Here is a 24,352-nt window from a genome sequence, read left to right as displayed (position 1 = left end):
GCAGTTGCAGCTAGATCTCCTGCTGCGTGAACTCAGGGATTGTCTGAACGATACTGAGACGGTGGGCTCGGACAATGAGTTCCAGCCGAGTGCGGGCCCCTAGCCTCTGGAGACAGTCGTGAACATGCCGTTTGACGGTACCGTTGGTGATCGCTAGGCGCTCGGCGATTTCAGAGTTGGACATTCCTGAAGCAACGAGGTGGAGAACCTGCTGTTGGCGGTCGGTCAGGATCGGTCCAGTGTTTCCTTTCGATCGCACGATCGAGTTGACGATGGAGCGCAGCTCTTCGAAGCCTGCTTCCCCATTTGCAACACGCCAGCGGCGACGCTGCAGTCTCAGTGCGGCCTGTCGGAATCGCATCTCAGCGCTCGTGCACCGAGCTGTCGCAAGTCCAACGACCGCCTCTTGGGATGACTTGATGAGCGCCTCAACCACCAGTGAGTTGTCGAGCTGATGGTTGGTCTCGAGGTCGACGACGAGAACTGCGGGTGCGCAAGCTCTCGCCTCAGCTTCAAACTGCGCGATGGAGTCAAACGAACCGGTCGGGACTGCCCCGTTGGGTACGAGGGCAAGCTGCACGGAATCTCGTAGCAAACGACGCGGCGAGATTACCGCGAGCGCAAAGCGTGTGCGGACGGGCTCTGACCCGGGCACGGGTTTCGACATGCGGGCTATGCACAGAATGTGGTCTGACTTGAGATGTCCGCTGCCGAGTCCAGCGCATCAACAGCCCAAAGGCCACCGCCGCGGGCCCCCCGGAACGTAGCAGTCTGGTATCCAGTAGAGTTCATTGTCTCACCATATGTCGAGCGGTCGCCTGGCGCATAGACGCGCACCGACCCCTTGGCCGTGACGGTGATCCAGCCGTACCATGAAGCTGGGCAGGCGCGAGTCCCGCTCGCGTAGCCGTATGCGGCCGCCGGGCCAGCGGGGGTTCCGGCTAGAACGGCGGCGGCCACCGCAACGATGACCATTCCCTTTGATAGCTTGCGCATCATCTTCTCCTGTCCATCAGAGGTGAGGGTGTTCTGCGCGAGGTTGGCGGCGCATTGACTCGTTTCTACGGCGCCGCCATGTGGGGGTGAATGGGCCCATGGGTACAAATGGCTGATGCGAGGTGCGCCCTATCGCTTGGGGGCAGGCGGGGTGCTGGGGTAGATTTGACGCATGGCGAACTCTTGGCATCCCAAAGTTCCATACCGCCAGGGTCTCGTGATCATCTCTGCGGCGACGATCGCCGTGTCGCTGGTCGGCTGCGCTGCCGAGCCCCTGGCGGAGCGGCTCGCGGATTCAGAACCGAAGGGGTACGTCTCGGGCGACGGGACGATCACCGAGTTCCCGCTCGCGGAACGCGCCAGTCCGGTGGAGTTCGGGGGCGAGACGGCGAGCGGCGCCTTCACATCCGCCGACACTGCGGGTCGAGTTGCAGTCGTCAATTTCTGGTTCGCTGCGTGCGCGCCATGCCGCACGGAAGCGCCGATCCTGGCCGAGGTACAAGCCGAGTTGCCTGAAGTGGTCTTTGTGGGGATCAATGTGCGCGATTCGGCCGAGAACGTCGCTTCGTTCGAGCGGGACTACGGAATCACCTATCCCTCGATCCTCGACCGCGATTCAGGGGCCGCGCAGCTGGCATTCGCCGGGGAGGTCGCGCCCAATGCCGTGCCATCGACGCTCATTCTCGACGAGGAAGGACGCATCGCAGCCCGAGTGCTCGGTGCGCTCGAGAGCGCGAGTGTCCTGCGCGCGTTGATCGCTGAAGCGAGCCGTTCCGCGGCTCCGTAGCGCCGCGGATTCGCCTAGCCGGAGGGCATGAACGTCGTCGGGCTCGTGGTGCTCGGCCTCGAGCGTGCGCTCGATCATGGCGGGGGCGCGTTGCGGTGGAGCGTCGGGTCGAGCAGGAGGTGCGCGCCGATGAACTCGAAGCCGAGGATGCGCCCGTTCGCATCGACGTCGGCGAGCAGCATCGTGCCCTCAGCCGGGGACTCGAATTCGGCCGTGTGGCTGATCGAGCCGGGGGCGATGGCGTCGCCGAGCGTGAGGTACGCCGCGTCCGCCTCGGGGTCGAAGCTGAGTTTCACTGTCGTGGCATCCGCGGTTCCCGCCACCGGGATGCCGCAGGCCGCGTAACCCCATCGACCGGAACGCCCGGCCCTCCGCGGAGGGCCGGGCGTTCCGTGTGTGCGGGGGTCTACGGCGAGGGTGCTGGCGGTTGATGGTTCGATGGGTCGGCGCGGCGGCGCCACCAGCGCCACGCGAACCAGGCGATCGGGCCGAGGACCGGCACGAGCCAGATCGCGACGATCCACACGACACGTGCCGCCGCGCTGAGACCGGGCGACCTCAGCACACTGACGAACGCTCCGACCAGCAGTGCGACCGCGAGCACGGCGACGAGCGTGGAGTATCCGCTGAACCACAGCGGGATGACCGGATCGGTGTTCATTCTGCCTAGGAGGTTGTGGTGTAGGCAGTGTCATTGCCGACGAACAGCCTCACCCATGCGTTCCAGGAGCCCCAGCTGGCGGTGACATCACCTTGCCACATGATTTGAGCGAGGAATGTGCCCTCGGTCAGGCTCGAGTACACGAGCGTTGGAGTTGAGCAGGAGGTTGGCCAAACACAACGTTGAAAGCCGATCCCAGATTTGGTGATTCGATCAGGCCCGCCTTGCACCAGTGTGTAGTTCACGTTTGTCGGTCCGAGAATCACCGAACCCCAGACGCCGTCGATTTGGCAACCGGTGGCATTCGAGTATCCGCTTCCCGTTGAGTACGAGCATTGGCTGATGCCCTGCGGTTGAACGCTTGTGGGGACCGTCGGGATTTCCATCCCAGATGCCGTAAACGAACCGTCCGCGTAGCGTCGGATTGTGTATCTCACGCCGTCGATGACCGCGGTTTCCTCGGTCGCGGGGGCTTCGGTGGCGTCGTATACGTCCCAGGGTGTTCCTTCGGAAGCGGACTCGATGAGAGAGTCCTGCTGAGACATTGGCACGGAGAACCGCGTGAAGAGGTTCCGCAGATCTGCTTCCTGTGCGGGTGTCGGCTCGACCGATGCCGCCTCAGCGGCCGATGGGGCGCCTGCGCCCACAACTAGGCCGGCGCCAAGGAGCGACGCGGTCATGAGCGCGGCGATCTTCTTTCTCATTGTTGATCCTCTCCGTACTGCGGTGATGTACCACCGCCTTGAAGAAGTGAGCCAAACACATTGGTATACCAAACGCAGTCAGTCAAAGTGAGGACGTGAGATTCGCACGCTCGTGCTCTACTCTTAAAGGCTTCTCACTCCGAATTCGTGGCATCCCGTAGACGCGATAGCTCGGCAAACTCGTGGAGCGCGCGGATCGCTCCTGAGAATGTCAACGCGATGCTATTCGGCCTCGCGATCGCAATGGGGTTGGGGTGGCCGTCGCGGCGAGGCCAGAGCTGCACTCGCAAGCCGGATTCGCTGCGTAGGAGGCGTTGCCTTCTCAGTGATTCCGGCTGTCGAAGACCCTCGTCGTTGTGCGTCCTCGGTGCGCCCAGATTGTTGGCGATCCAGCGACTGCGCGGGCCGGGGGCGCGCCCGAGCTGTGGACAACGCATCCGCCCGGAGCGCCGCGGATTCGCCTAGCCTGAGGGCATGAACGTCGTCGGGCTCGTGGTGCTCGGCCTCGTCTTCGCGTTCGCGGCGACGATGGGCTGGCTCGAGCTCCGCGGATCGCGGACAGAGGTGCGGCGGGCCGCACCTCGGCCGCGGGCCGACCGGGTCGAGGCGGGCCTGCGGGCGGCGGGCTTCGCCGACGACAAGGTCGCCTACGCGCTCTCCGACCTCGACCCGGAGCTCGTACGGGTGCGGACATCGCGCTCGGGTCCGCTCGTCATCCTCGACGCGCCCGAGCATGGCGTCCGCGTGCTGGGGCTGAGCGCTGCTGCTGCCGAAGGGCGGGCCCGTCAGCAGATCGCCCGACGGGCGGGTATCGAACCGCGCGCCATCCTGTTCGACGAGCTGGACTGATCCGCCCGGCTAGGCGGCTAGTCCTCGGGCCCCTCGTCGGTAATGACGCCTGTCGGCTCCGACTCGATGACGGTGTGGCTCGTGCCGAGCAGGGCGGCGAGCTCCCGGCCTGCGGTGATCGCCTCCTCGCGGCTGGCGAAGCTCTGCGAACGCTCCGGTTCGCCCTCGACCTCGTTCTCCCACTGTCCGCGGTTCGAACGGGTCACGACCTCTCCCTGTGCCATTCCGGCACGCTCCCTCCCGGCTGATGCCGCCGACGCGGATGCCCCGGCGTTCGCGACGATACGCTCCGCTGGCTCGCGTGTCACCGGGTTAACGCCGTCGTCGGGCAGGAAGAGCTCGCCGCTGAGCGGCTGATGTGCGAACCAGGGGCCGGCTGCCGCCTGCGCCTGCCAGGACGCCCGCTCCTCCGCCGCAGCCACCGCAAGGCTCGCGAAGTACGCTGCTGCCGCTGGGTTCGTCGCCGGAGTGTTCGACCGGTAGTGGGCCGTGCGCGGACCGAACCACACGCGGTGCGGAACGTCGAACTCCACCTCGAACGCCTCGCCGAGTTCGTCGCCGAGGCGATGCGCGAGTTGCTGCCGCTCACGGTCGATTCGGTCGGGATAGTCGGGGGAGCGCCAGTTGAAGTCCTCGTCGAGGCCCTTCTCGTGGAGTTCGCCCCACGCGCGCAGCTCGGCGACGAGCTCGGCGCTGAGTGCGCTCGCGTCGTAGTCGACGGGGTCGGGGAACCATACCACCGAGTCCGTGTAGTCGTACATTAGGCGCACGAGGTCGATGTCGTAGCGGTACTCCTGCGGCATAAGTGGGCCTCCTCCCGGGGAGCCTACGGCGCGGACCGGGCGAGCGGCGTTCGCCCTCCACAGGCGCGGGTGCAGAATCGGAACATGACCGCCGAACCCGTCCGCCTCATCGTCGACGTCGCGAACGTCATGGGCTCGCGCCCCGACGGGTGGTGGCGCGACCGGCGCGGCGCCGCGACGCGGCTGATCGCCGGGCTCCCCGCGCTCCTCGGGGCCGAGGTCGAAGCGCCGGAGGCGGGCGGACCGGAGGCGGGCGGACGGGCCGCGGGCGCGCTGCTCCGCCTCGACGCGGTCACCGCCGTCGTCGAGGGCGCGGCGCGCGGTGCCGCTGGGCCCGACGGCATCCTCGTCGTGGCCGCACCGGCCGACGGCGACACGACCATCGTCGAGCTCGCCGCGGCCGAGGCATCCCTGCGACCGCTCGTCGTCACCGCCGACCGGGGCCTGCGCGCGAGGCTCGACCCGGCCGCGCTCATCGCGGGGCCGGGCTGGCTGAACCGGCTGCTCGGGCGCTGAGCGTCGCGCTCAGCGCCCGACCGCGCTCAGCGGTCGAAGCGCGCGCCGGCGGGATCGCTCGGCATCAGGAAGAACACCAGCAGGATGATGCCGCCGATGATCGGGATGAAGCCGATGAACCACCAGGGGCCCGGCCGGTTCGAGTCGTGCAGGCGACGCCAGCTGAGGGCGACCCAGGGGATGAACGTCGCGAGCCCCCAGAGCCCGAGCACGGAGGCGAAGAACACGTAGCCGCCGCTCGGGGCGGTCATCGTGTTCGTCGCGGCGTCGTACATCCAGCCGCCGGAGAGCGACATGGCGAGCGAGAGCGCGCCGCTCACGATCGCGCTGGCGAGGTACCACCACCAGAACTCGCTGCGGCTCGCGCGGCCCGAGAAGGTGGCGTACTTCTTGAAGAAGCGGGAGATCGCCTGCCCGAACGTCGCCCCGTACAGCGGGCGGTCGAGGGCGGCGTCGGTCGTCGCAGTGGTCGTCATCATCGTGCTCCTCGTAGGGTGGAACCGGATGCGCCGCGGCAATGCTGCCCGCGAACGGCGCCAGCGTAGCGCCGAGCGGGAGGAGCGGCACGCCCCCGTGCGAGGGGCGTGCGTCGTCGGCCCGGATGGCGCCCCCGTAGGCTCCTGAGCATGAGCTCTCGCGACGACGGACCCGCCACCGATCAGCTGACGAACGTGCTGCTCACGGTCTTCGTGCTCATCCTGATGTTCGTGGTCGCCGGGGCGGCGCTCATCGCGGGCGCCCTCGTCGGCGTGGACGCGATGGGGTGCGCCGGCGAAGTCTGCGCCATCGTGAAGCGCTCCGGCAGCTGGTTCGCGATGCTCACGACGGCGGTCGCGCTCATCGTCGGCATGGTCGTCTCGATCGTGCGGCTCGCCAGGCGCGGGCCCAGTCGGCGTCCGTTGGCGGCGGCGATGGGCGTCATGGTCGTGGCGGTGGTGCTCGGCGCGCTCGCGGGTGCGGTCGGCAGCGCGCTCGACGGGTCGTTCGGCGGCTGACCCCCGCTAGTTCGCGTCGTCCATGCCGGTGACGTGGACCGCGTAGCCGTGACAGCCCGCCTCCTCCCAGTGATAGTCGTCGCCTGCTCCGGTGTCGCCCCACAGGGCGAGCAGGTACTCGTCGCTGGACGGGTTGCCGAGGGCATCCCGGATGAGGACCGGATCGCCAGAAGCGAGCCAATACGCCGCATACCGATGTTCGAAGCCCTGCTCCCGCATGCACTGCGCGATGATGCGCTGCTGGGTCAGCCAGATCTCGGTGTTCGCGGGATCCGGATCGTCGGCGGGGCGCGGGATCGTCGCGATGTCGGTGTCGGCGTCGTAGACGGGGAACTCGGCGTCCGAGCTCGCATCCGACACACCCGCGCCGGCAGGGGCCTCGACGCCATCCGTCGGCGGGACCTCGGTCGGCGGGGCCGCCGTCACCGGGGGAAGCTCGACGAGCTGCGCCGCCTCCGCCTCGTGCTCGGCGACGACGGCCGCGGAGGTCATTGCGAACGCGGCGCCGCCGCCGACGGCGGCGATGGTCAGCGCTCCGGCGACCGCGAGTGCGATCTTGGCGCGTCGGGCGCGGCGCGGCTCATACTCGGGCTCAGGCATGCGGCACTCCTTCGTTCGGTGTGGATGCGTCGGCGCGGATGTCGCGCGCCGCGCCGCGGGTCGGGCGGAGCCAGTGCACCGCGGCGGTGACGCACACGGCGGCGAGCGCGAGGCCGACTGCGAGCGCGGCCGGCTGCCACCAGCTCACGCGGTTGACGAGCAGCACCGCGGTGGCGCTGAGGAAGTAGAGCGCCAGCGCGGTCTGGGCGAAGATCAGGGTCGTCGGCACGGCGAGCAGCAGCGCGGCCCAACCGCGCTGGCGTGGGCCGGAGAGCGCGAAGGTCGCGATGAGGGCGATCGTCCCGAGGGCGATCGCCCCGATCGCGGGGCCGGGCACCTGGGCGACGTCGCCGATGAGGAGGGCCCTCACCACTCGCACGGCGACGAAGGCGCCGAGGGCGGCATCCACGATCCCGATCGTCGCGACGAGCGAGCGGAGCGACGCCTCGGCGCGCCGCGCCGAGCGGAGTCGCGGGTCGACGCGCTGCAGCGCGCCCGCGCGCCAGGCGAGGTCGGCGGGGACGCCGCGAAGTGCTCGCCCCCGGATGGAGCGGGCGAGCTCGTCGGCGTCGACCCCGGCCTCCTCGGCCCAGCGTGCGTGCTCGTACAGGTCGGAGGCGATTTCGTCTTGCCTGGCGCCGGCGACGGCCGGGTCGAGGCCACGGGTGTACCACGCGGTCCAGCGGAGTACGTGGCGCGCGGCCAGGCGGTACTCGGCCGAGCGCAGCACCCCGCTCATGCGGTCACCGGCCGGGTCGCGCGGCTCGCGGCGGCCGCGGCGGCGGCGCGGGCGGATGCCTCGAGCCGCGCCATTTCGAGCGCCGTCGCACCCGCGGCCGTGACTCGGTAGAGGCGCCGCCGCGGGCGGCCCTCGGCCTCGGCTGGCTCTGGCGCCTCCCACTCGGATTCGAGGAGGCCTGCCGTCGCCATCCGCGTCAACGCCTTATAGAGCGTGCCGTGGGCGAGCAGGGTCGAGCCGTCACGGTCGGCAATGGCTCGGGCGAGGCTGAAACCGAAGAAGGATCCCTCGGCCGCCTGCAGGGTCGAACCCGCGTCGAGGATGTCGAGCTCGAGCGGGAGCAGTGCGCCTGGTCGTCGTCGTGGCATGGCGCCACTATAGGAAGATAGGTGCCGATAACGCAAGAGGCGTCCGGCGACGGGCGGGCCGAGGCATCCGCGCCCTGCGCCGGACGGCGCGGGCGTCGTCTAGATGACGACGTCGATATCGGACTCGATCTCGGCGCCCGTGTAGTGCGCGTCGACGAGGATCGGCAGGTGGTCGGACTCGCCGCGAGGCAGCGTCTCGATGCTGCGCAGGTCGAGGCCCGCCGAGGTGGCGAAGTCGAAGTGCCCACGGAAGTAGCGGTAGCGGGTGTATGTGTGCCGGTCGCTCAGGGTCAGCTCGTAGCCCGCCTCGCGGATCTTCTCGGCGAGGTTGTCCTTGAAGACCGGGTAGTTGTAGTCGCCCACCATGAGTGCCGGGAGGTTCGGGCCGAGCAGCTGCAGCTCGCCGAGGGCGGCGTTGATCTGCGCGCGCCGCAGCGAGTTCAGGGCGGTGAGCGGGGCTGCGTGGAACGAGGCGATCGTGAGCTCGCGGTCGTGCTCGAGGTCGTCGAAGCGCACCGCGAGCAGCCGCTCGTGCGCGGGGCGCAGCACCCGGTCGTGCAGCGACTTCTTCAGCGCGAAGGCGCGCACGTCGCGGGGGAGCAGCCGGTCGGGCCGGTAGTACATCGCGAGCCCGAGCCGGTTGCCCGTGGTCGAGTGCGCGAGCTGCATCCGCCCGATGTCCTCGGCGAGGCCCGCCGTGTCGACCTCTTGCAGGCAGATGGCGTCGGGCGAGTAGCGCTCGTCGAGCGCCGCGAGCTCGGAGATCGCGCGGTGCTTCCGCAGGTTGTAGCTGATGATCAGCATTCTCCACAGCGTACGCGGGGTTTCGTGGACGACGGCTGAGGGTTGCGCCGCATTCCGGTGAACGGTACGCGTCGCTTCGCTACGCTGGGGCCGTGGACGCCCGTGCCGATCTTCTCGCGCTCTGCGAGCGCGGTCTCGACTGGTTCTCGGGGCCGGATGCGCCGACCACCCGGATCCCGGGCCTCGCGATGCCCGACCCCGCCGAGCTCCGGCCCGCCGCCGTGCTCGTGCTGTTCGGCGTGCTCGACCAGGTGCCGGCGGAGCCGGCGGATGCCGCGGCCACCGTCGTGCCGCGCGACCTCGACGTGCTGCTCCTGCGCCGGGCGGCGACGCTCGGCACGCACGCCGGGCAGATCGCGTTCCCCGGCGGGCGGCTCGAGGCATCCGATGCCGGCGCGGTGGCCGCCGCGCTCCGCGAGGCGCGCGAGGAGACCGGCGTCGAGACCGGCGGCATCGAGCCGCTCGGCGAGCTGCCGCCCATGCCGGTGCCGCTCAGCCGCCACCTCGTGACGCCCGTGCCCGCCTGGTGGACGCACGAGTCGCGCGTCGCCGCGGTCGACCACGACGAGTCGGTCGACGTGTTCCGCGTGCCCGTCGCGGAGCTGCTCGCGCCCGCCAACCGGGCGATGACGGTGCTGCGCCGCGACGGCTTCGTGCATCGTTCGCCGGCCTTCACGGTGGGCGAGCGGCTGGTGTGGGGCGTGACGGCGTTGATCCTCTCGCGCATGTTCGACGAACTCGGCTGGGCCGAGCCCTGGGACGCCGGCCGCGAGGTCGTGCCGCCGGCGCGGGAACTGTCGCGCTGAGGCGCCGGCCGGGATCGCGCCCGATACGCTGGCGCGATGGAGCTGGCTGAGCTGATCGCGTACGTCCGGGTACAGCGGGCGGGCGTCGTCTCGACCCTCGGGCCGGATGCCTCGCCGCAGGCCGCCTATCTCGCGATCACCGCGAGCGACCGGGGTGAGCTGCTGTTCGACGCGAAGCCGGACTCGCGGAAGATCGCGAACCTCGGCCGCGACGGCCGGGTCGCCGTCGTCGTCGGCGGCGCCGACGGCACCACGCTGCAGGCCGAGGGGCGCGCCGAGCTGCCGACCGGGGCGGAGCTCGAGCGCTGCACGGCGGAGTACCTCGCGGCCTTCCCCGAGTTCGCGGGCTCCTTCGAGGCCGGCACGGTCGTGCTCGTGCGCGTCGAGCTGGACTGGGCGAGGCACGGCGACTTCCGCGGCGCCACGCCCGTGATGCGCGAGGTCGCGCTCGGCGCTACGCCTCGCCGGGCTCGCCCAGCTCCTGGAACAGGGTGAGCTGCAGACCGGCCGGGCCGTTCAACCGAGCGTTCATCGAGCGCCAGGGCGTCTCGCGGGCCTCGGCGACGAGCTCGGCGCCGCCCGCGACCGCGTCGTCGGTCGCAGCGACGGAGTCGTCGACCTCGAGGGCGACCCGGAGCGCGGCGCTCGGCTTGCCCTCGGCCTCGACCCGGTCGATGAAGCGCACCTGGGCGGCGTTCGACAGCTCGAGCGTCGCGCGCCCGGCATCCAGGATCACGACCCGGGCGTCGCCCTCGGCCTCGTACGACTCCTGCACCGGCATCCCGAGCACGTCGCGGTAGAAGGCGAGCGTCGCCTCGAAGTCCTCGCCCTCGGGGACGGATGCCACGAGCCGAAGCTGCCTGACCCGACCCTCGCCCTGTGCTGACATATGCGCCTCCCCGTCGATGCCGGCGCCCGCACGGCGCCCCGTGCCAGGTGGCAACGCGGAAGTGGCGCGCACCATTCCGTTCGTGGCGGGATCGAGCCGGCGCCGAACGCGGCAGCGCCCGCGCCACTTGCACGCGAACGCGCCATCTTTGCTGGCGCAACGAGGGCGAAGTGGCGCGGGCGCGTGGGGTGGGGCCGGAGGGCGGGGCGAAGTGGCGCGGGCGCGTGGGGTGGGGCCGGAGGGCGGGGCGAAGTGGCGCGGGCGCGTGGGGTGGGGCCGGAGGGCGGGGCGAAGTGGCGCGGGCGCGCAGGCGGCGCAGGCAGGCCGGAGGGAAGACGGAAGCGGCGCCGGGCGTGTGTGGGCACCCGGCGCCGCTCCGCCGGCTCAGGCGGCGACCACGCGGGCGGCGAGCGCCCGGGCCTCCGCGGCGGTTCCCACGGCCCCGGCCCAGCGGCCGAGCTCGGCGGGAACGATCGGCGGCACCCGGTGGAACGTCGCCTGCTCGGCCACGTACCCGGCCGCGAGCTCGACCAGCCGGTGCGGCGCGCTCGCGAGCCCGCCGCCGACGATGACGACCCCGGGGTCGACGAGGGCGAGTAGCGTCAGCACGGCGTCGGCGAGGTGCCGCGCCGCAGAGCGCACGATCGGCACGGCGCGGGGGTCGCCCTCGTCGTAGGCGGCCAGCAGCTCGCGGGCCGAGCCCTCGCCGCCGGCAGCGTTCCACGCGCGGCGGAGCGCCGGCGCGCCGAGGAGGGTCTCCAGGCATCCACGCTGCCCGCAGGAGCAGCGTCGCCCGCCGGGCTCGACGACGACGTGCCCGAGTTCGCCGGCCGAGCCGTGCGCGCCGTCCGCGATCACGCCGTCGACGAGGTGCGAGCCGGCGATGCCCGTGCCGAGCGCGAGCGTGAACACGTCGCGCTCGCCGGCGCCCGCACCCCAGCGGGCCTCGGCGACGGCCGCCGCGCGGCCGTCGTTCAGGATCGTCACCGGCACTCCGAGGAGGGCCGACAGCTCGGGGCCGAGGGCGCGGCCGTCGAGGGCGGGCACGTTCGAGGAGCGGATGACGGTGCCCGTCGCCTCGTCCACGAGCCCGGGGATCGCGACCGCGACGGCCGCGAGGCGGTGCCCGGCGGAGACGGTGCGGGCGAGCTCGGCGAGGGTCGCCGGCAGCTCTTCCGCGAGGGCGGGGGCGACGCCCGCCGCGACGGCGTCCGGCATCCCGTCCGCCTGGCCGGCCGAGGCAAGCCGGTACTTCACGCTCGAGCCGCCGACATCCAGCCCGAGCACGGTGGAGCCGATCATCGAGCGGCACCGCCAGTGGTCGAGCCGAAGGAGGCCGCCGCCGCGTGCGCGGCCTCGGCGATCTCGCGGGCGATCGCGGCATCCGCGACCTCGTAGTCGCCGACCCCGCTCCCGGCGGAGCCCATGCTCACGCCGCCGGCATCGCCCGCGATCGTGCGCTTGGCCGAGAAGTGCAGATCGCGTACGCCGGACGCGAGGATGCCGGCCGCATCCGCCGCGGTGACCCCGCCGCCGGCCATCACGACGATGCGGCCCTCGGCACGCTCGACGAAGGCGCGCAAGGTGTCGGCTCCCGCGAGCGCGGTCGGCGCGGCGCCGGAGGTGAGCACCCGCTCGACGCCGAGCCCGATGAGGGCGTCGAGCGCCGCGAGCGGGTCGGCCGAGACGTCGATCGCGCGGTGCGCCGCGACGCCGGCCGAGCCCGCGGCATCCCGCAGTCGGCGCATGCCGTCGAGGTCGAAGCGGCCCGCCTCGTCGAGGCAGCCGATGACGACGCCCGCCGCGCCCGCCGCCACCGCGGCGCGCACGTCGGCCGCCATCACGGCGACCTCGTCGGCCGTGTACTGGAAGCCGCCGCCGCGCGGGCGGATGAGCACGTGCACGCCGACGCGGTCGGCGCCGGACGACGCGGATGCCTCGGACGACGCGGATGCCTCGGACGACGCAGGTGCTTCGGCCGCCGCCTGCACCGCCGCCTCGATCGTGCCGAGCGAGGGCGTCAGCCCGCCGAGCGCGAGCGCCTGGCAGAGTTCCACCCGGGCGGCGCCGATCGACGCCGCGACGCGGACCGCCGCGGCATCCTGGGCGATGAGCTCGAGCGTGACCGCGTTCCCCGCGTTCCCCGCGCTCATGCGGCGCTCCGGGCGGCGAGGCGGGCGATACGGCGCTCGCGCTGCGCCACCGGGTCGGGCACCGGCACCGAGGCGAGCAGCCGCTGCGAGTACGGGTGCTGCGGGCGCAGCAGCACGTCGTCGGTCGCGCCGAGCTCGACGATGCGGCCCTCGTGCATGACCGCGACGCGGTGCGAGAACTCGTGCACGACGGCGAGGTCGTGGCTGATGAAGAGGCAGGCGAAGTCCATGCGCTCCTGCAGCTCGCGGAGCACCTTCAGCACCGCGGCCTGCACCGAGACGTCGAGCGCCGAGGTCGGCTCGTCGGCGATGATGAGCTCCGGTTCGAGCGCGATCGCGCGGGCCAGGCCGATGCGCTGACGCTGACCGCCGGACAGCTCGTGCGGGAAGCGGCTCGCGTACGAGGCGGGCAGCTCGACGGCCTCGAGCAGCTCGCGCACGCGCGCCGCCCGGTCGCGCCCCGACATGGGCCGCACGGCGCGGTGCACGACGAGCGGCTCGGCGATGGCCTCGCCGACCGTGGTGCGCGGGTCGAGGCTCGAGCCCGGGTCCTGGAAGATCGCGCCGACGCGGCCGCGGAGCCGGCGCTCCGCCCGGCCGCGGAGACCCCCGCGGCCGAGCTTCTCGCCGAACAGGCGCAGCTCGCCGCCGGAGGTCGGCGCGAGGCCGAGGGCGACCTTGCCGAGCGTCGACTTGCCGGAGCCCGACTCGCCGACGAGGCCGAGGATCTCGCCCGCCGCGATCTCGACGGAGACCCCGTCGAGAGCGGTGAAGCTCTTGCCCGCCTTGCGGTACGTGACGCTCGACTCGCGGAGCGAGAGCACCGGCACCGGCAGCGCGACGCCGCCGGGACCCGTGCCGTCGGGCTCGCCCGCGGGCGGCACCGTCTCGCCGCCCTCCGGTAGCCGCGGCACGGCGTCGAGGAGGCGCTTCGTGTAGTCGGCGGTCGGCTCGCGCAGCACCTGCAAGGCGGTGCCGTGCTCGACCATCTCGCCGCGGTACATCACGGCGACCCGGTCGGCGATGTCGGCGACGACGCCCATGTTGTGCGTCACGAGGAGGAACGAGGTGCCGCTCGAGTGCGCGAGCTCGCGGATCAGGTCGAGGATCTCGGCCTGCACCGTCACGTCGAGGGCCGTCGTCGGCTCGTCAGCGATGATCAGCTTCGGCTCGCAGGCGAGCGCGATCGCGATGACGACGCGCTGGCGCTGGCCGCCGGACATCTCGTGCGCGTAGCCGGCGGCGCGGCGCTCGGGCTCGGGGATGCCGACCCGGGCGAGCAGCTCGACGGCGCGGCGCGCGGCCTCCTGCTTGGTGCCGACACCGTGGTTCAGCAGTGCCTCGGCGATCTGGTCGCCGATGCGCATCGACGGGTTCAACGCGGTCATCGGCTCCTGGAAGACCATCGAGATCTCCTTGCCGCGGACGCCGTTCAGCTGCGCCTCGGTGAGCGTCGTGAGCTCGCGACCGTCGAGCTCGATCGAGCCCGTGCGCGTCGCCGTCGCCGGCAGCAGGGAGAGCACCGCCATCGCGGTCACCGACTTGCCGGAGCCCGATTCGCCGACGAGGGCGAGCACCTCGCCGCGGCGCACGTCGAGGTCGATGCCGCGGACGGCCTCGACGGGGCCGTCGTCGGTGCGGAAGGTGACGGCGAGATCGCGGATGCGGAGCATGGGCGCCTCCGCGTCATCCGTGCCCTGGACCGGGGTGGCCGTGCGGTCGGTGGCGCTCAACGGTCGCGTCCCTTCACGTCGAAGAAGTCGCGCAGACCGTCGCCGATGCTGTTGAAGGCGCAGACGGTCAGCACGATGCAGAGGCCGGCGGGGAAGATCAGCCACCACGCACCGGCGTAGGTGTACGTCATCCCGCCCGTGAGCATCGCGCCCCAGTCGGTCGCGGGCTTCTGCAGCCCCATGCCGAGGAACGAGACGTACGCGACGAGGAGGATCGCGTCGGCGACCTGGAAGGTCGCGTTCACCACGATCGTGCCGACCGTGTTCGGCACGATGTGCTTCACCACGGCGCGGCCGTGGGTGCCGCCCATCGCACGGATTGCGAGCACGTACTCGCGGGACTTCAGCGAGATCGACTCGGCGCGCACGAGCCGCGCCGGTACGAGCCACGAGACGAGGCCGATGACGACGATCATGAGCGGCACGCTCGGCCGCATGATCGCGGAGAGGATGAGCAGCAGGAACGTCGCCGGGATGGCGATGCCCGCGTCGACGACGCGCATCATCACGGCGTCGACGGTGCCGCCGACGTAGCCGGCGATGGCGCCCCACAGGGTGCCGATCACGGTCGCGAGGATGCCGGCGGCGAGGCCGATGAGGATCGACACCTGCCCGCCGATCATCAGCCGGCCGAGCACGTCGTAGCCGACGTCGTCGGTGCCGAGGGGGTGACCGGGCGTGCCGGGTGGGAGCATCGTGCTCTTCAGGTCGGTGTGCACCTGATCGGTCGGGTGCAGGAGCGGCCCGAGGAAGCAGAACAGCAGGAACAGCACGATCGTGACGACGCCGAAGAGGGCGAGCTTGTTCTGCAGGAATCGGCGGAGCCCGCGGCGGAACGGCGAGCGGGCGGCCGGCTGCGTCGCCGGCTGGGCTGCGGTGGCGGTCGTCATGCGAGCTCTCCTCGGGTGCGCGGGTTCAGCAGGGCCTGCACGAGGTCGGCGAGGATCGAGCCGACGACGGTGGCGACCGCGATCACGAGCACGCAGCCGAGCAGCACCGGGTAGTCGCCGGTCTGCGCGCTGGTCCAGAACAGGAGGCCCATGCCGGGGTAGTTGAAGAGCGACTCGACGACGATCATGCCGCCGAACATCACGGGGAGGTAGTAGCCGAGCATCGCGATCACCGGCGTCAGCGAGTTGCGCACGACGTGCCGGCGGATGACGACGGGCATCGGGGTGCCCTTCGCGCGGGCGGTGCGGACGTAGTCCTCGGAGAGGTTGTCGATCGTCGCCGAGCGCATGTAGCGGGAGATCGTGGCGATGATGCCGAGCGCGGCGGTCGCGACGGGGAGCACGAGTCCCGCGGGCTTCGCGAGCACCTGGGCGACGGTGTCGCCCTGCGGGGCGAGCGCGGGCACGAGGCCGAGCCACTGGGCGAAGACGATGACGAGCACGAGGCCGAGGAAGAACGACGGCGTCGAGTAGATGATGAAGTTCATCGTGGTGAAGACGTAGTCGCCGGTCTTGCCGCGACGGACCGCCTGGTAGATGCCCATCGGGATCGCCACGACGAGGGCGACCGCCATCGAGATGAGCGCGAGCACCAGCGTCTTCGGCAGACGCTGGCCGATCGCGTCGGCGACCGGGCGGTTCAACTTGAACGAGTCGCCCAGGTCGCCGACGGCGATCTGCGAGAGGAACGTGAAGTACTGCTGCCACAGCGGGCGGTCGAAGCCGTTCGCGCGGTTGAACGCGTCGATCTGCTCCTGCGTCGCCTGCATGCCGAGGATGCCCTGGGCGGGCCCCTGCGGCATGGCCAGGTGGAGCAGCGCGAACACGATCAGGGTGACGATCAGGATCACGATCACCCCCTGAACGAGTCGTCGGCCGAGGAACCGGAGGATCCCGGCACCGCCCGACGCGGTTCGGACCGCGGTCCGCGCTGCTTCCACCATGACTACTGCCTTACTTCACTTCACGTTCGTGCCGGGACGGGCCCGGTCACTCGCTCCAGGACCAGCGCTGCGGGAAGAACGACGCGCCCGGGTCCTGGTGCCCGACGTCGAGGCCGTCCTTGATCACCGAGACCTGGTAGACCGGGTTCGGCATCCACATGACCGGGAGGTCCTGCGCGAGCAGGGCCGAGTACTTCTGCGAGATCTCGCTGTCGGTCGACGCGGTCATCTGGGTGATGAGCTCCTCGGCCTCCGGGTTGTCGTACTGGCCCGCGTTCCACTTCGTGTCCTTCGCGAAGACGCGCTCACCGGTCGGGTAGGCCGGGAAGTACCACGAGCCGGCCGTGCCGAAGAAGACGAGCTGCCACGAGCACGTGGTCGAGCCCTCGGTCTTGCAGGACTGCGCCTCGGTGAGCACCGAGTCGAGCGGCTTCGAGTCGATCGTCATGGCGACGCCGATCTTGCCGAGCGAGGACTGGATCTCGCTCATCATGTTGTCGGTCTCCTGCGAGCCGTTCTGCGTGGTGACGACGATCTCGAGCTTCTTGCCCGCCTCGATGCCTGCGCCGCACTGGTCCGCACCGGTGCCGGGGGCGGTGCACTCGAGGGTGCCGCCGGAGCCGGCGGTCCAGCCGTGGTCGGCGAGGAGCTTCGCCGCCGCGTCGAGGTCGAAGGGGTAGGGGTTGTCCTTCTGCTCCTTCGACAGGTAGGCGCTGTCCTGCGTCTGCGGGACGGGGCCGTAGTCGGGCGTCGCCGCACCGTGCCAGATGACGTCGGAGATGGTCTCCTGGTCGACGGCGTGCTGCAGCGCCTGGCGGATGTAGAGCTGGTCGAAGATCGGACCCATCTCGGGGTTCGCGAAGTTGTACGGCATGTACGTGATCGACCAGCCGGCCCACGGCTCGACGCGGTAGCCGAGGTCGGTGAACTGGGCCTCGTTGGTGAGCTGCGCGCTCGTGACGTAGCCGTAGTCGACCTCGCCCGAACGGACGACGTTCATCTCGGCATCCGCCGAGGTGAAGGGCAGGAAGGTGACGTTCGGGATGGACGGCGTGTCCTCACCCGTGTACTTCGTGTTCGCGGTCAGCTCGACCTGGCCGGAGTCCGACCAGCTCTTCACGACGTACGGACCCGAGACGGTCTGCCAGAGCTCGTTCGTGGCGTAGGTCTTCATGTCCTTCGCCTCGGAGAAGAGGTAGTCGAAGACCTGGACGGCGGATGCCTCGTCGCGGTCGAAGTCGCCGATCTCGCCGTCGGCGCTCGTCTTGTCCCAGGCGTGCTGCGGCATGGGGTAGACGAGGCTCAGCTGGTTGGCGAGGAGGAACTCCTCGTTGTAGACCTGGCTGAAGGTCAGCGTGAAGGTCTTCTCGTCGACGATCTCGAAGTTCGTGATGTTGTCGGGGATCAGGCCGGCCGAGTAGCCGCCGGTCTTCTCGGCGTTGAAACGCACGAGGTTGTACCAGAACTCGACGTCGCGCGAGGAGACGGGCTCGCCGTCCGACCAGTCGAGGTCGGCCAGGGTGATCGTGACCGAGAGGTTGTCGTCGGAGAACTCGTACTCCTTGGCGGCGGAGGCCTTCTGGTCCCACTCCATGGTGCCGCTGGTGCCGTTGTACTCGAACAGGCGCGGCCACATCGTCGCCTTGATCGCGCTGTTGTGGGTGGCCATCGTGTCGGGGCTCGAGATCGGCAGGATCCAGTTCGGGCCCGTGCCGGCCGGCAGCGCGTAGCTGACGGAGTCCTTGCCGCTCGACGCCTCGTCGCCCTGCGCGGTGCAGCCGGTGACCACGAGGACCGCGGCCGCGGCGATCCCGATGGGGGCGAGCAGGCGCCGCATCACAGTCGTACGCATCAAACCTCCTTGTTTATTCGTCGAGGGATGGAATTCGTGCAGAATCTCGACGCAGATTCATCCTGCACGAAGGAACAACGCCAACAATCACGAACTTATTACGTTTACGTAACTAAGTTTTCATGAAATTGGAGGAAGTGGGTAGGGTGGGATGCCTCGGCGGCGCGTGGGCGGCGCGGTGTGCGTGCGTGCGGTGTCTGTGCGTGCTGAGCGTCTGCGGTGGCGCGGGGCGGCGCTGGATGTCTGCGGTGGCCGCTGGGCGGTGCTGGATGTCTGCGGTCGTCCGTCGCTGGGTGGCGCTGCGCGTCCGCGCCACTTCTGCCGCATTGCGCCACTTCTGCTGGCGCAATGCCGTCAAAGTGGCGCTCGCGAGGCACCTTCTGCGGTCTGTGGGGCCCGTTCCCGCGCATACGCGCCACTTCAGCCTCCATGCGCCACTTCCGCCGGCATGCGCCACTTCAGCCTCCATGCGCTACTTCCGGCGGCACGCGCCACTTCCACCGCCACGGGCCGGGTCTCCTTCCGGCCCGGCGGGCCAGGCGCCCCAGCGCCGAAGTGGCGCTCGCGGGGCATCCGCCGTCCGGCTCGGGCCCGATTCCCGGGCGCCTGCGCCACTTCCGCCGCCGCGCGCCTCTTGTGGTGGCGCAACGGCGCTGAAGTGGCGCGAGCGCGCGAGCGACCGGGTGCCCGTGGGCATTCGCCCGCCGAGGATGCCGGAGTGGCGCTCTCGGGGCATCCGCCGTCCGGCTCGGGCGCGATTCCCGGGCGCCTGCGCCAGTTCCGCCGCCGCGCGCCACTTGTGGTGGCGCAACGGCGCTGAAGTGGCGCTCGCGCGCGAGTGACCGGGTGCCCGTGGGCATTCGCCCGCCGAGGATGCCGAAGTGGCGCTCTCGGGGCATCCGCCGTCCGGCTCGGGCTCGATTCCCGGGCGCCTGCGCCACTTCCGCCGCCGTGCGCCACTTGTGGTGGCGCAACGGCGCTGAAGTGGCGCGAGCGCGCGAGCGACGGGGTGCCCGTGAGCATTCGCCCGCCGAGGACGCTGAAGTGGCGCTCGCGGGGCATCCGCCGCCCCGCCTCCGCTACCCGAACAGGCGAGCCGTGAGCGCGGGCTCGGTCTCGAACGTGTCGAACGGGAACATCGGCCGCTGGATGCGGTGGTGCCCGAGCCGGCCGAGGTCCTGGTCGACGCCGCCCGGCGTGAGCGCGAGCGTCCACCCGCGTTGCGCGTCGTAGAGGGTCGGCTCGAGGTAGCCGATCTTCGTCACGACGATCTGCGCCGCGAAGGGGTCGAGCCCGATCGCGGTGAAGTCGGCGATGTCGTGGTACGCCTTGCGGTACTCGGTGATGATCGCGTGCAGCCCGCCGACGCGGATCACGGCGACGCCGCCCGCGTCGGGGTCCCCCTCGTGCAGCGAGTGCAGCACGCCCGTGATCGTGACCGGGCCGTGCGGGCCGTGGTCGACGCGCGCGCCCGCGGTGACGGTGACGGGCTCGCCGACGGTCTTCCCCCGGAGCTCGGCGAGCGCCTCGTGGTCGAAGATCGAGCCGACGAGCACGGTGGGGGCGCCCTCGGCGGTGAGCCGCTCGTCCTGCAGCAGCTGCGCGAGCGTCCACGTCACGTCGCCGGTGCCGCCCGCGCCCGGGTTGTCGCCCGAGTCGCTGATGAAGTAGGGGGTGTCGCTCGCGGCGAGGCCGGCGTCGACGCCCTCGGGGAGGGTCCCGGGCGGGCCGACGAACTCGAACTCGTCGCGCACGTCCCAGAACGCGCGGCCGAGCTCCTCGGCCGCGGCGGTGATCGCCGCGTCGTCGTCGCCGGTGACCACGACGACGCCGTGGCAGCGGGGCTCGTCGGCCCAGGCGTAGCCGATCCAGATGGCGGCGTCGATGATGCCGGGGCGCTGCTCGACCTCGTCGATGCGGGCGTAGAGGCTCTTCGCGGGCTCCACGCGGGTGGAGGTCTTCTCGCCCGGCAGCAGGATCGGCACGGTCACGTGCGCGCGGCGCGGGGTGCGGCCGTCGCGGAGGGTCTCGACGAGGTTGCGGATGGCCCGGTCGCGGGTCTCCCAGGTGTCCTCGTGCGGGGCGAGCCGGTAGCAGGTGATCAGGTCCACCTGCGAGACGAGGGCGTCGGACACGTTGCCGTGCAGGTCCATCGAGGCGGAGACCATGACGTCGGCGCCGATGACGTCGCGGATCGCGGTGATGAGGTCGCCCTCGGCGTCGTCGAGGCCGTCGACGCTCATGGCGCCGTGGATGTCGAAGAACAGGCCGTCGAGCCCGCCGTCGGCCATGAGGGCGCGGAGGCCGTCGAGGATGCGGCCCTTGATGTCGTCGTAGACCTCGCGGAGCACCGCCCCGCCCGGGATGGAGCGGGCGTAGTACACGGGAAGCCAGTCCGCGGCATCCGTCAGCGTGCCGTCGCGGAGCGAGGCATAGCGCTGGACCAGCTCGTCGCCTTCGGCGCGCTGGAAGTCGCGCGCGCCGGCGCGGTGGGGGGAGAAGGTGCTGGACTCGATCGCCATGCCGGCGATCGCGATGCGGGGGCGCTGGGTCATGCGGCCAGCTTAGAACACGGGTCGAGTGAACCCGGACCCAACTTCTCGGAAGTCCGGCAACTTCCTTCGATCCATGGATTTACTGCGTGGATGCCCCGGGGCCGGGGCCGGGGCCGGGGCCGGGGCCGGGGCCAGAGCCAGGGCCGGGGCCCGGGCGGCCCTCAGCCACGCCCTCGGCGACGGCCGCGGCGATCGCGTCGTCGATCCGCGCCGGCTCCAGCAGCCGGGCGAGCAGCGAGCTGCCCACGCCGCGCGCGCCCGCGAGCGGGCCGGCCGCGCTGACGCCGATCTCGAGCAGGTCCGTCGACATCGGCAGGCAGAGCGTGTAGATCGCCTGGCGCACCCCGGCGACGAAGGCGTCGGCGGTCGAGAGCTGCCCGCCGAGGGCGAGCAGCTGAGGGTTGTAGAAGTTGATGATCGTCGCGAGCACCTCGCCCGTGCGCTGGCCGGCCTCCCGGAGGAGGGCCGTGGCCCGCGGCTGGGCGTCCCGAGCCAGGCGCAGCACGTCGTCGAGGTGCTCGACCTCGACCCCGGTGCTGCGCAGCGCGTCGACGATCGCCGTGCCGCTCGCGACGACGTCGAGGCAGCCGACGCGCCCGCACGAGCAGACGACGGGCGGGGCGCCCGCGAGCGCGACGTGGCTGATGTCGCCCGCGACGCCGCGGTAGCCGCGGTACAGCTCACCGCCCGCGATGATGCCGCAGCCGATGCCGCTGCCCGCCTTCACGAAGACGAGCTCGTTCACGATCTGGCCGCGCTCGACGAACTCGCCGACGGCCATGGCGTTCGCATCGTTGTCGACGTGCGTCGGCAGCCCGGTGGCGCGGCCGAGCATCTCGCCGACGACGAGGCCGTTCCAGCCCGGCATCCGCATCGGCGCGAGCAGGCGCCCGTCGCGCGAGTCGACCGGTCCGGGCAGGCTCATCGCGATGCCTTCGATCCCGGGGGCGGGGGAGAGGCCGGCGGCGAGCGTCTGCGCGGCGGACCAGACCGCCTCGATCACGGCGGCCGGCTCGTCGCGCAGCGTGATGGGCTCGACCGCGTCGGCGACGATCTCGCCGCGGCGGTTCATCAGCACGAGCGTGACGTGCCGCTCGCCGAGGTCGGCGGCGGCGATGACGGAGCCGCCCTCGCGGACCGCGAGCAGCCGCGGGCGGCGGCCCCCGGTGGACTCGCCGCGGCCGGCCTCCTCGAGGTAGCCGTGCGCGATCAGCTCGTCGACGCGCATCGCCACCGTCGAGGCGCTGAGCCCGGTGAGTCGGGCGAGTTCGGCGCGCGAGTCCGCGCGACCCGTGTGGATGAGCCGGAAGAGTTCCCCCGCCGTCGCGCTGCTCGTCGTGGCCACGCTGCACCTCTCTCCGAGACGATTGGTCCGAGAATCGATGCTGTTCCCCCGAAGTCGAACAGAAGTCTCGCCTCGGCGCTTACTCTAACCATCCGCCGCACCGGCGCGGGCGATGCGACGGCGGATGACCCGTACCCGGCGTGGCGCCGGTCGGATCGGCGACGGCGGCTCAGCCGTGGTGCGGCCCGCATGAGGCGCGGGCGAGGAGCCGGTGCGGGACGACGACGTGCCCGGGGGTGGCGCCGTCGAGCAGCAGGCCGAGTGCCGCCTCGGCGATCGCGTCGAGCGGCTGGTGGATCACCGAGAGCGGCGGGGACGTGAACTCCGCCTCGCTCGTGCCGTCGAAGGAGAGCACCGCGAGCTCGTGGGGGACACGCACCCCCCGCTCGGCGAACGCCCGCAGCGCGCCGATCGCCTGCACATCGGCGCTGACGAAGACCGCGCTCGGGGCGCCGCCGCGGTCGAGGAGCTCCAGCGCGGCCCGGTAGCCGCCCTCGCGACGGTACTCGGCCGTCGCGACGAGCGCGTCGAGCGCGCCCGCGCCGATCGCCGGCGCGACGAGCTCGGTCCAGGCGCGTCGTCGGGCCCGGGCGGCGGGGGAGTCGTGCGGGCCGGCGATGAGCGCGATCCGCTCGTGGCCGTGCTGCTGGAGGTGGCGGATGCCGGCGCGCGCGGCGGCCTCGTCGTCGATCCCGACGCTCGGGACTTCGGGCGCGTCCGCCGGGCTGCCGGGCGCCCCGCTGCGGTCGAGCGTCACCACGGGCAGGCCGGCTTCGAGGAGCGGGGCGAGCAGGCCGGGGGTCCCGCCGATGACGAGGATGCCGTCGGGCTGCCGCTCGGCGAGGGCGGCGAGCTGCGCGCGTTCCCGCTCGGGGTCGTACTCGGTGTCGCCGTAGGTGACGGCGTAGCCGCGGCCGAACGCCGCGGTCTGCACGGCCTTCGCGAGCTCGGCGAAGAACGGGTTGCCGATGTCGGGCACGAGCAGGGCGAGCGTGCCGGTGCGGCGGAGGCGGAGCGCGCGGGCCGCCGCGTTCGGCCGGTAGCCGAGCTCGGCGATCGCGGCGAGCACGCGGGCCCGGGTCGGCTCGGCGACGGGCCGGGGCCCGTCGTTCAGCACGTAGCTGACGACGGCGCTGCTGACGCCCGCGAGTCGCGCGACGTCGTTGCGCGTCGCGGCGCGCGGGGCGGCGCCGTGCGGGTGCATCGCGCCTCCTCGTGCCGGGTCCCGGGCCGCAGGGCCGGTGCCCGACGGCTTGCGTCCCGGCCATGCTATCCCTACGATCGAGGCGGATCTACTCGTGTAGATCGTCGCAAGATCTCGAGCTGCCGAACCGGGCTCAGACGAGCCGCAGAGAAGGAGTGCCCCATGGACACGGACGTCCTCGTGGTCGGATCCGTCAACGAAGACCGCATGATCGCCGTGCGCCGGCACGTGCGGCCCGGCGAGACGATCCTCGCCGACGGCGTGCAGGTCTCCGGGGGCGGCAAGGGGGCGAACCAAGCGGCCGCGGTGGCCCGGGCCGGCGCCCGGGTCGCGTTCGTCGGGGCGGTCGGCGACGACGAGTCCGGGCGGACGCTGCGCGCCGAGCTCACCGCCCTCGGCATCGACGTCGCCGAGCTCCGCACCGTCCCCGGCGTCACCACCGGCACCGCGTTCATCCAGGTCTCCGAGGACGGCGAGAACGCCATCATCGTCGACGCCGGGGCGAACTCGCACGTGCGCGTCGAGCTCGCTCCCGGCGCCACTCGCGCCGCGGTCGTGCTCGCGCAGGCCGAGATCCCGGCGTCCGTCGTCGCCGAAGCTGCCGCGCTCGCCGGGGCGATCGGTGCCCGCTTCGCCTTCAACGCCGCGCCCGCCCCGGCCTCGCTCGACGAGGTGCCGCGCGGCGCCGATCCGCTCATCGTGAACGAGCACGAGGCCGCCGAGCTCCTCGGCGGCGCGTCGGCCACCGGGACCCCGGCCGACGCCGCGCTCGCCCTCCGCGAGGCGGCCGGCGCACGCTCGGTGGTCGTCACGCTCGGCTCTGCGGGATGCCTCGTCGCGGACGAGTCCGGCGTCGACGCCGTCCCCGCTGTGCGCGTGGACCGGGTCGTCGACACCACCGGCGCGGGCGATGCCTTCGCGGGAGCCCTCGCCGCGGCGCTCGCCCTCGGGGCGTCCCTCCGCGATGCCGCCGGAGCCGCGGCCGCCGCGGGAGCCGCCGCCGTCGGCTGGGAGGGTGCACGGCCCCCGATCGCCGGCTGACGGACGTCTGCCCCGGGCCGCCGACGTCGCGAGAAGTGCTCGCGATCGGCCCTGCCCG

The 24,352-nt window shown here is 71.7% G+C and carries 27 protein-coding genes; 7 read left to right on the top strand and 20 right to left on the bottom strand.

Annotated elements, in window-relative coordinates; genetic code table 11:
- Positions 1-10 precede the first annotated feature (10 nt).
- A complete protein-coding gene (locus M3147_RS19590; RefSeq protein WP_251204487.1) occupies positions 11-580 on the bottom strand; it encodes a helix-turn-helix transcriptional regulator in 570 nt (189 codons plus the stop codon).
- A gap of 588 nt (positions 581-1,168) precedes the next feature.
- On the opposite strand from M3147_RS19590, the gene M3147_RS16390 reads away from it, so the two are divergent.
- Positions 1,169-1,783, top strand: coding sequence for a TlpA family protein disulfide reductase (locus M3147_RS16390; RefSeq protein WP_251204486.1), 615 nt, complete (start codon positions 1,169-1,171; stop codon positions 1,781-1,783).
- A gap of 74 nt (positions 1,784-1,857) precedes the next feature.
- Here the strand turns inward: M3147_RS16390 and M3147_RS19585 are convergent, their stop codons facing one another.
- The 3 genes from M3147_RS19585 to M3147_RS16375 form a co-directional block, all read right to left on the bottom strand.
- On the bottom strand, positions 1,858-2,079 hold the full coding sequence (locus M3147_RS19585; protein WP_251204485.1) for a DUF2283 domain-containing protein: 222 nt from the start codon (positions 2,077-2,079) through the stop codon (positions 1,858-1,860).
- Positions 2,080-2,189: 110 nt separating this feature from the next.
- Positions 2,190-2,444: a PLDc N-terminal domain-containing protein gene (locus M3147_RS16380; RefSeq protein WP_251204484.1), complete on the bottom strand. Its 255-nt coding sequence runs from the start codon at positions 2,442-2,444 to the stop codon at positions 2,190-2,192.
- A 5-nt stretch (positions 2,445-2,449) separates the two neighbouring features.
- A complete protein-coding gene (locus M3147_RS16375) occupies positions 2,450-3,148 on the bottom strand; it encodes a hypothetical protein (RefSeq protein WP_251204483.1) in 699 nt (232 codons plus the stop codon).
- 474 nt (positions 3,149-3,622) lie between these two features.
- Here M3147_RS16375 and M3147_RS16370 point away from each other — a divergent pair, with 474 nt between their 5' ends.
- Positions 3,623-3,997, top strand: coding sequence for a hypothetical protein (locus M3147_RS16370; RefSeq protein ID WP_251204482.1), 375 nt, complete (start codon positions 3,623-3,625; stop codon positions 3,995-3,997).
- 17 nt (positions 3,998-4,014) lie between these two features.
- On the opposite strand, the gene M3147_RS16365 is transcribed toward M3147_RS16370, so the two are convergent.
- Positions 4,015-4,800, bottom strand: a complete 786-nt coding sequence (locus tag M3147_RS16365; RefSeq protein ID WP_251204481.1) for a DUF2188 domain-containing protein — start codon at positions 4,798-4,800, stop codon at positions 4,015-4,017.
- 84 nt (positions 4,801-4,884) lie between these two features.
- Here M3147_RS16365 and M3147_RS16360 point away from each other — a divergent pair, with 84 nt between their 5' ends.
- Complete coding sequence (locus M3147_RS16360) at positions 4,885-5,316, top strand: hypothetical protein (protein WP_251204480.1); 432 nt, start codon at positions 4,885-4,887, stop codon at positions 5,314-5,316.
- 26 nt (positions 5,317-5,342) lie between these two features.
- Here M3147_RS16360 and M3147_RS16355 read toward each other — a convergent pair whose 3' ends face one another.
- Complete coding sequence (locus M3147_RS16355; protein ID WP_251204479.1) at positions 5,343-5,792, bottom strand: DUF805 domain-containing protein; 450 nt, start codon at positions 5,790-5,792, stop codon at positions 5,343-5,345.
- A gap of 150 nt (positions 5,793-5,942) precedes the next feature.
- On the opposite strand from M3147_RS16355, the gene M3147_RS16350 reads away from it, so the two are divergent.
- Complete coding sequence (locus M3147_RS16350; RefSeq protein ID WP_251204478.1) at positions 5,943-6,311, top strand: hypothetical protein; 369 nt, start codon at positions 5,943-5,945, stop codon at positions 6,309-6,311.
- Positions 6,312-6,317: 6 nt separating this feature from the next.
- On the opposite strand, the gene M3147_RS16345 is transcribed toward M3147_RS16350, so the two are convergent.
- The 4 genes from M3147_RS16345 to M3147_RS16330 all read right to left on the bottom strand — a co-directional run bounded on the left by M3147_RS16345 (position 6,318) and on the right by M3147_RS16330 (position 8,822).
- Positions 6,318-6,911 (bottom strand): hypothetical protein, encoded by a 594-nt coding sequence (locus M3147_RS16345; RefSeq protein WP_251204477.1) that lies wholly within the window; start codon positions 6,909-6,911, stop codon positions 6,318-6,320.
- Positions 6,904-7,650: a hypothetical protein gene (locus M3147_RS16340; protein ID WP_251204476.1), complete on the bottom strand. Its 747-nt coding sequence runs from the start codon at positions 7,648-7,650 to the stop codon at positions 6,904-6,906. The genes M3147_RS16345 and M3147_RS16340 overlap by 8 nt, the downstream gene beginning before the upstream one ends.
- Complete coding sequence (locus M3147_RS16335) at positions 7,647-8,018, bottom strand: PadR family transcriptional regulator (protein ID WP_251204475.1); 372 nt, start codon at positions 8,016-8,018, stop codon at positions 7,647-7,649. Before M3147_RS16335 ends, M3147_RS16340 begins: the two co-directional genes overlap by 4 nt.
- Positions 8,019-8,117: 99 nt before the next feature.
- The gene (locus M3147_RS16330; protein ID WP_251204474.1) at positions 8,118-8,822 is read right to left on the bottom strand and encodes an endonuclease/exonuclease/phosphatase family protein; all 705 of its coding nucleotides are present in this window, start codon (positions 8,820-8,822) and stop codon (positions 8,118-8,120) included.
- Between the two features lie 92 nt (positions 8,823-8,914).
- Between M3147_RS16330 and M3147_RS16325 the strand changes: the two genes are divergently transcribed.
- The gene (locus tag M3147_RS16325; protein WP_439954207.1) at positions 8,915-9,628 is read left to right on the top strand and encodes an NUDIX hydrolase; all 714 of its coding nucleotides are present in this window, start codon (positions 8,915-8,917) and stop codon (positions 9,626-9,628) included.
- Between the two features lie 36 nt (positions 9,629-9,664).
- Positions 9,665-10,123 carry a pyridoxamine 5'-phosphate oxidase family protein gene (locus M3147_RS16320; protein ID WP_251204473.1) on the top strand — a complete coding sequence of 153 codons (459 nt, stop codon included), beginning with the start codon at positions 9,665-9,667 and terminating at the stop codon, positions 10,121-10,123.
- Here M3147_RS16320 and M3147_RS16315 read toward each other — a convergent pair.
- The 10 genes from M3147_RS16315 to M3147_RS16270 form a co-directional block, all read right to left on the bottom strand.
- Entirely contained in the window at positions 10,083-10,475 is a 393-nt protein-coding gene (locus M3147_RS16315) for a VOC family protein (RefSeq protein WP_251204472.1), read from the bottom strand. The genes M3147_RS16320 and M3147_RS16315 overlap by 41 nt on opposite strands.
- Before the next feature lie 426 nt (positions 10,476-10,901).
- Positions 10,902-11,819, bottom strand: coding sequence for an ROK family protein (locus M3147_RS16310; RefSeq protein ID WP_251204471.1), 918 nt, complete (start codon positions 11,817-11,819; stop codon positions 10,902-10,904).
- Positions 11,816-12,670, bottom strand: coding sequence for a copper homeostasis protein CutC (locus M3147_RS16305; protein ID WP_251204470.1), 855 nt, complete (start codon positions 12,668-12,670; stop codon positions 11,816-11,818). The genes M3147_RS16310 and M3147_RS16305 overlap by 4 nt, the downstream gene beginning before the upstream one ends.
- Positions 12,667-14,403, bottom strand: coding sequence for an ABC transporter ATP-binding protein (locus M3147_RS16300; RefSeq protein ID WP_308201079.1), 1,737 nt, complete (start codon positions 14,401-14,403; stop codon positions 12,667-12,669). The genes M3147_RS16305 and M3147_RS16300 overlap by 4 nt, the downstream gene beginning before the upstream one ends.
- Positions 14,400-15,293 carry an ABC transporter permease gene (locus M3147_RS16295; RefSeq protein WP_251204469.1) on the bottom strand — a complete coding sequence of 298 codons (894 nt, stop codon included), beginning with the start codon at positions 15,291-15,293 and terminating at the stop codon, positions 14,400-14,402. Before M3147_RS16295 ends, M3147_RS16300 begins: the two co-directional genes overlap by 4 nt.
- Positions 15,290-16,297, bottom strand: coding sequence for an ABC transporter permease (locus M3147_RS16290; RefSeq protein ID WP_251204468.1), 1,008 nt, complete (start codon positions 16,295-16,297; stop codon positions 15,290-15,292). The genes M3147_RS16295 and M3147_RS16290 overlap by 4 nt, the downstream gene beginning before the upstream one ends.
- A gap of 46 nt (positions 16,298-16,343) precedes the next feature.
- Positions 16,344-18,149: a peptide ABC transporter substrate-binding protein gene (locus tag M3147_RS16285; protein WP_251204467.1), complete on the bottom strand. Its 1,806-nt coding sequence runs from the start codon at positions 18,147-18,149 to the stop codon at positions 16,344-16,346.
- A gap of 1,079 nt (positions 18,150-19,228) precedes the next feature.
- On the bottom strand, positions 19,229-20,704 hold the full coding sequence (locus M3147_RS16280) for a M81 family metallopeptidase (RefSeq protein WP_251204466.1): 1,476 nt from the start codon (positions 20,702-20,704) through the stop codon (positions 19,229-19,231).
- Between the two features lie 79 nt (positions 20,705-20,783).
- The gene (locus M3147_RS16275) at positions 20,784-22,049 is read right to left on the bottom strand and encodes an ROK family transcriptional regulator (protein WP_251204465.1); all 1,266 of its coding nucleotides are present in this window, start codon (positions 22,047-22,049) and stop codon (positions 20,784-20,786) included.
- Between the two features lie 169 nt (positions 22,050-22,218).
- On the bottom strand, positions 22,219-23,253 hold the full coding sequence (locus M3147_RS16270; protein ID WP_251204464.1) for a LacI family DNA-binding transcriptional regulator: 1,035 nt from the start codon (positions 23,251-23,253) through the stop codon (positions 22,219-22,221).
- A 162-nt stretch (positions 23,254-23,415) separates the two neighbouring features.
- Between M3147_RS16270 and M3147_RS16265 the strand changes: the two genes are divergently transcribed.
- The gene (locus M3147_RS16265) at positions 23,416-24,294 is read left to right on the top strand and encodes a PfkB family carbohydrate kinase (RefSeq protein ID WP_251204463.1); all 879 of its coding nucleotides are present in this window, start codon (positions 23,416-23,418) and stop codon (positions 24,292-24,294) included.
- Positions 24,295-24,352: the final 58 nt, after the last annotated feature.

The organism is Agromyces mediolanus (assembly GCF_023715325.1).
Classification (GTDB): Bacteria; Actinomycetota; Actinomycetes; order Actinomycetales; family Microbacteriaceae; genus Agromyces; species Agromyces mediolanus_A.
This window is presented reverse-complemented; position numbering and strand designations above follow the sequence as displayed.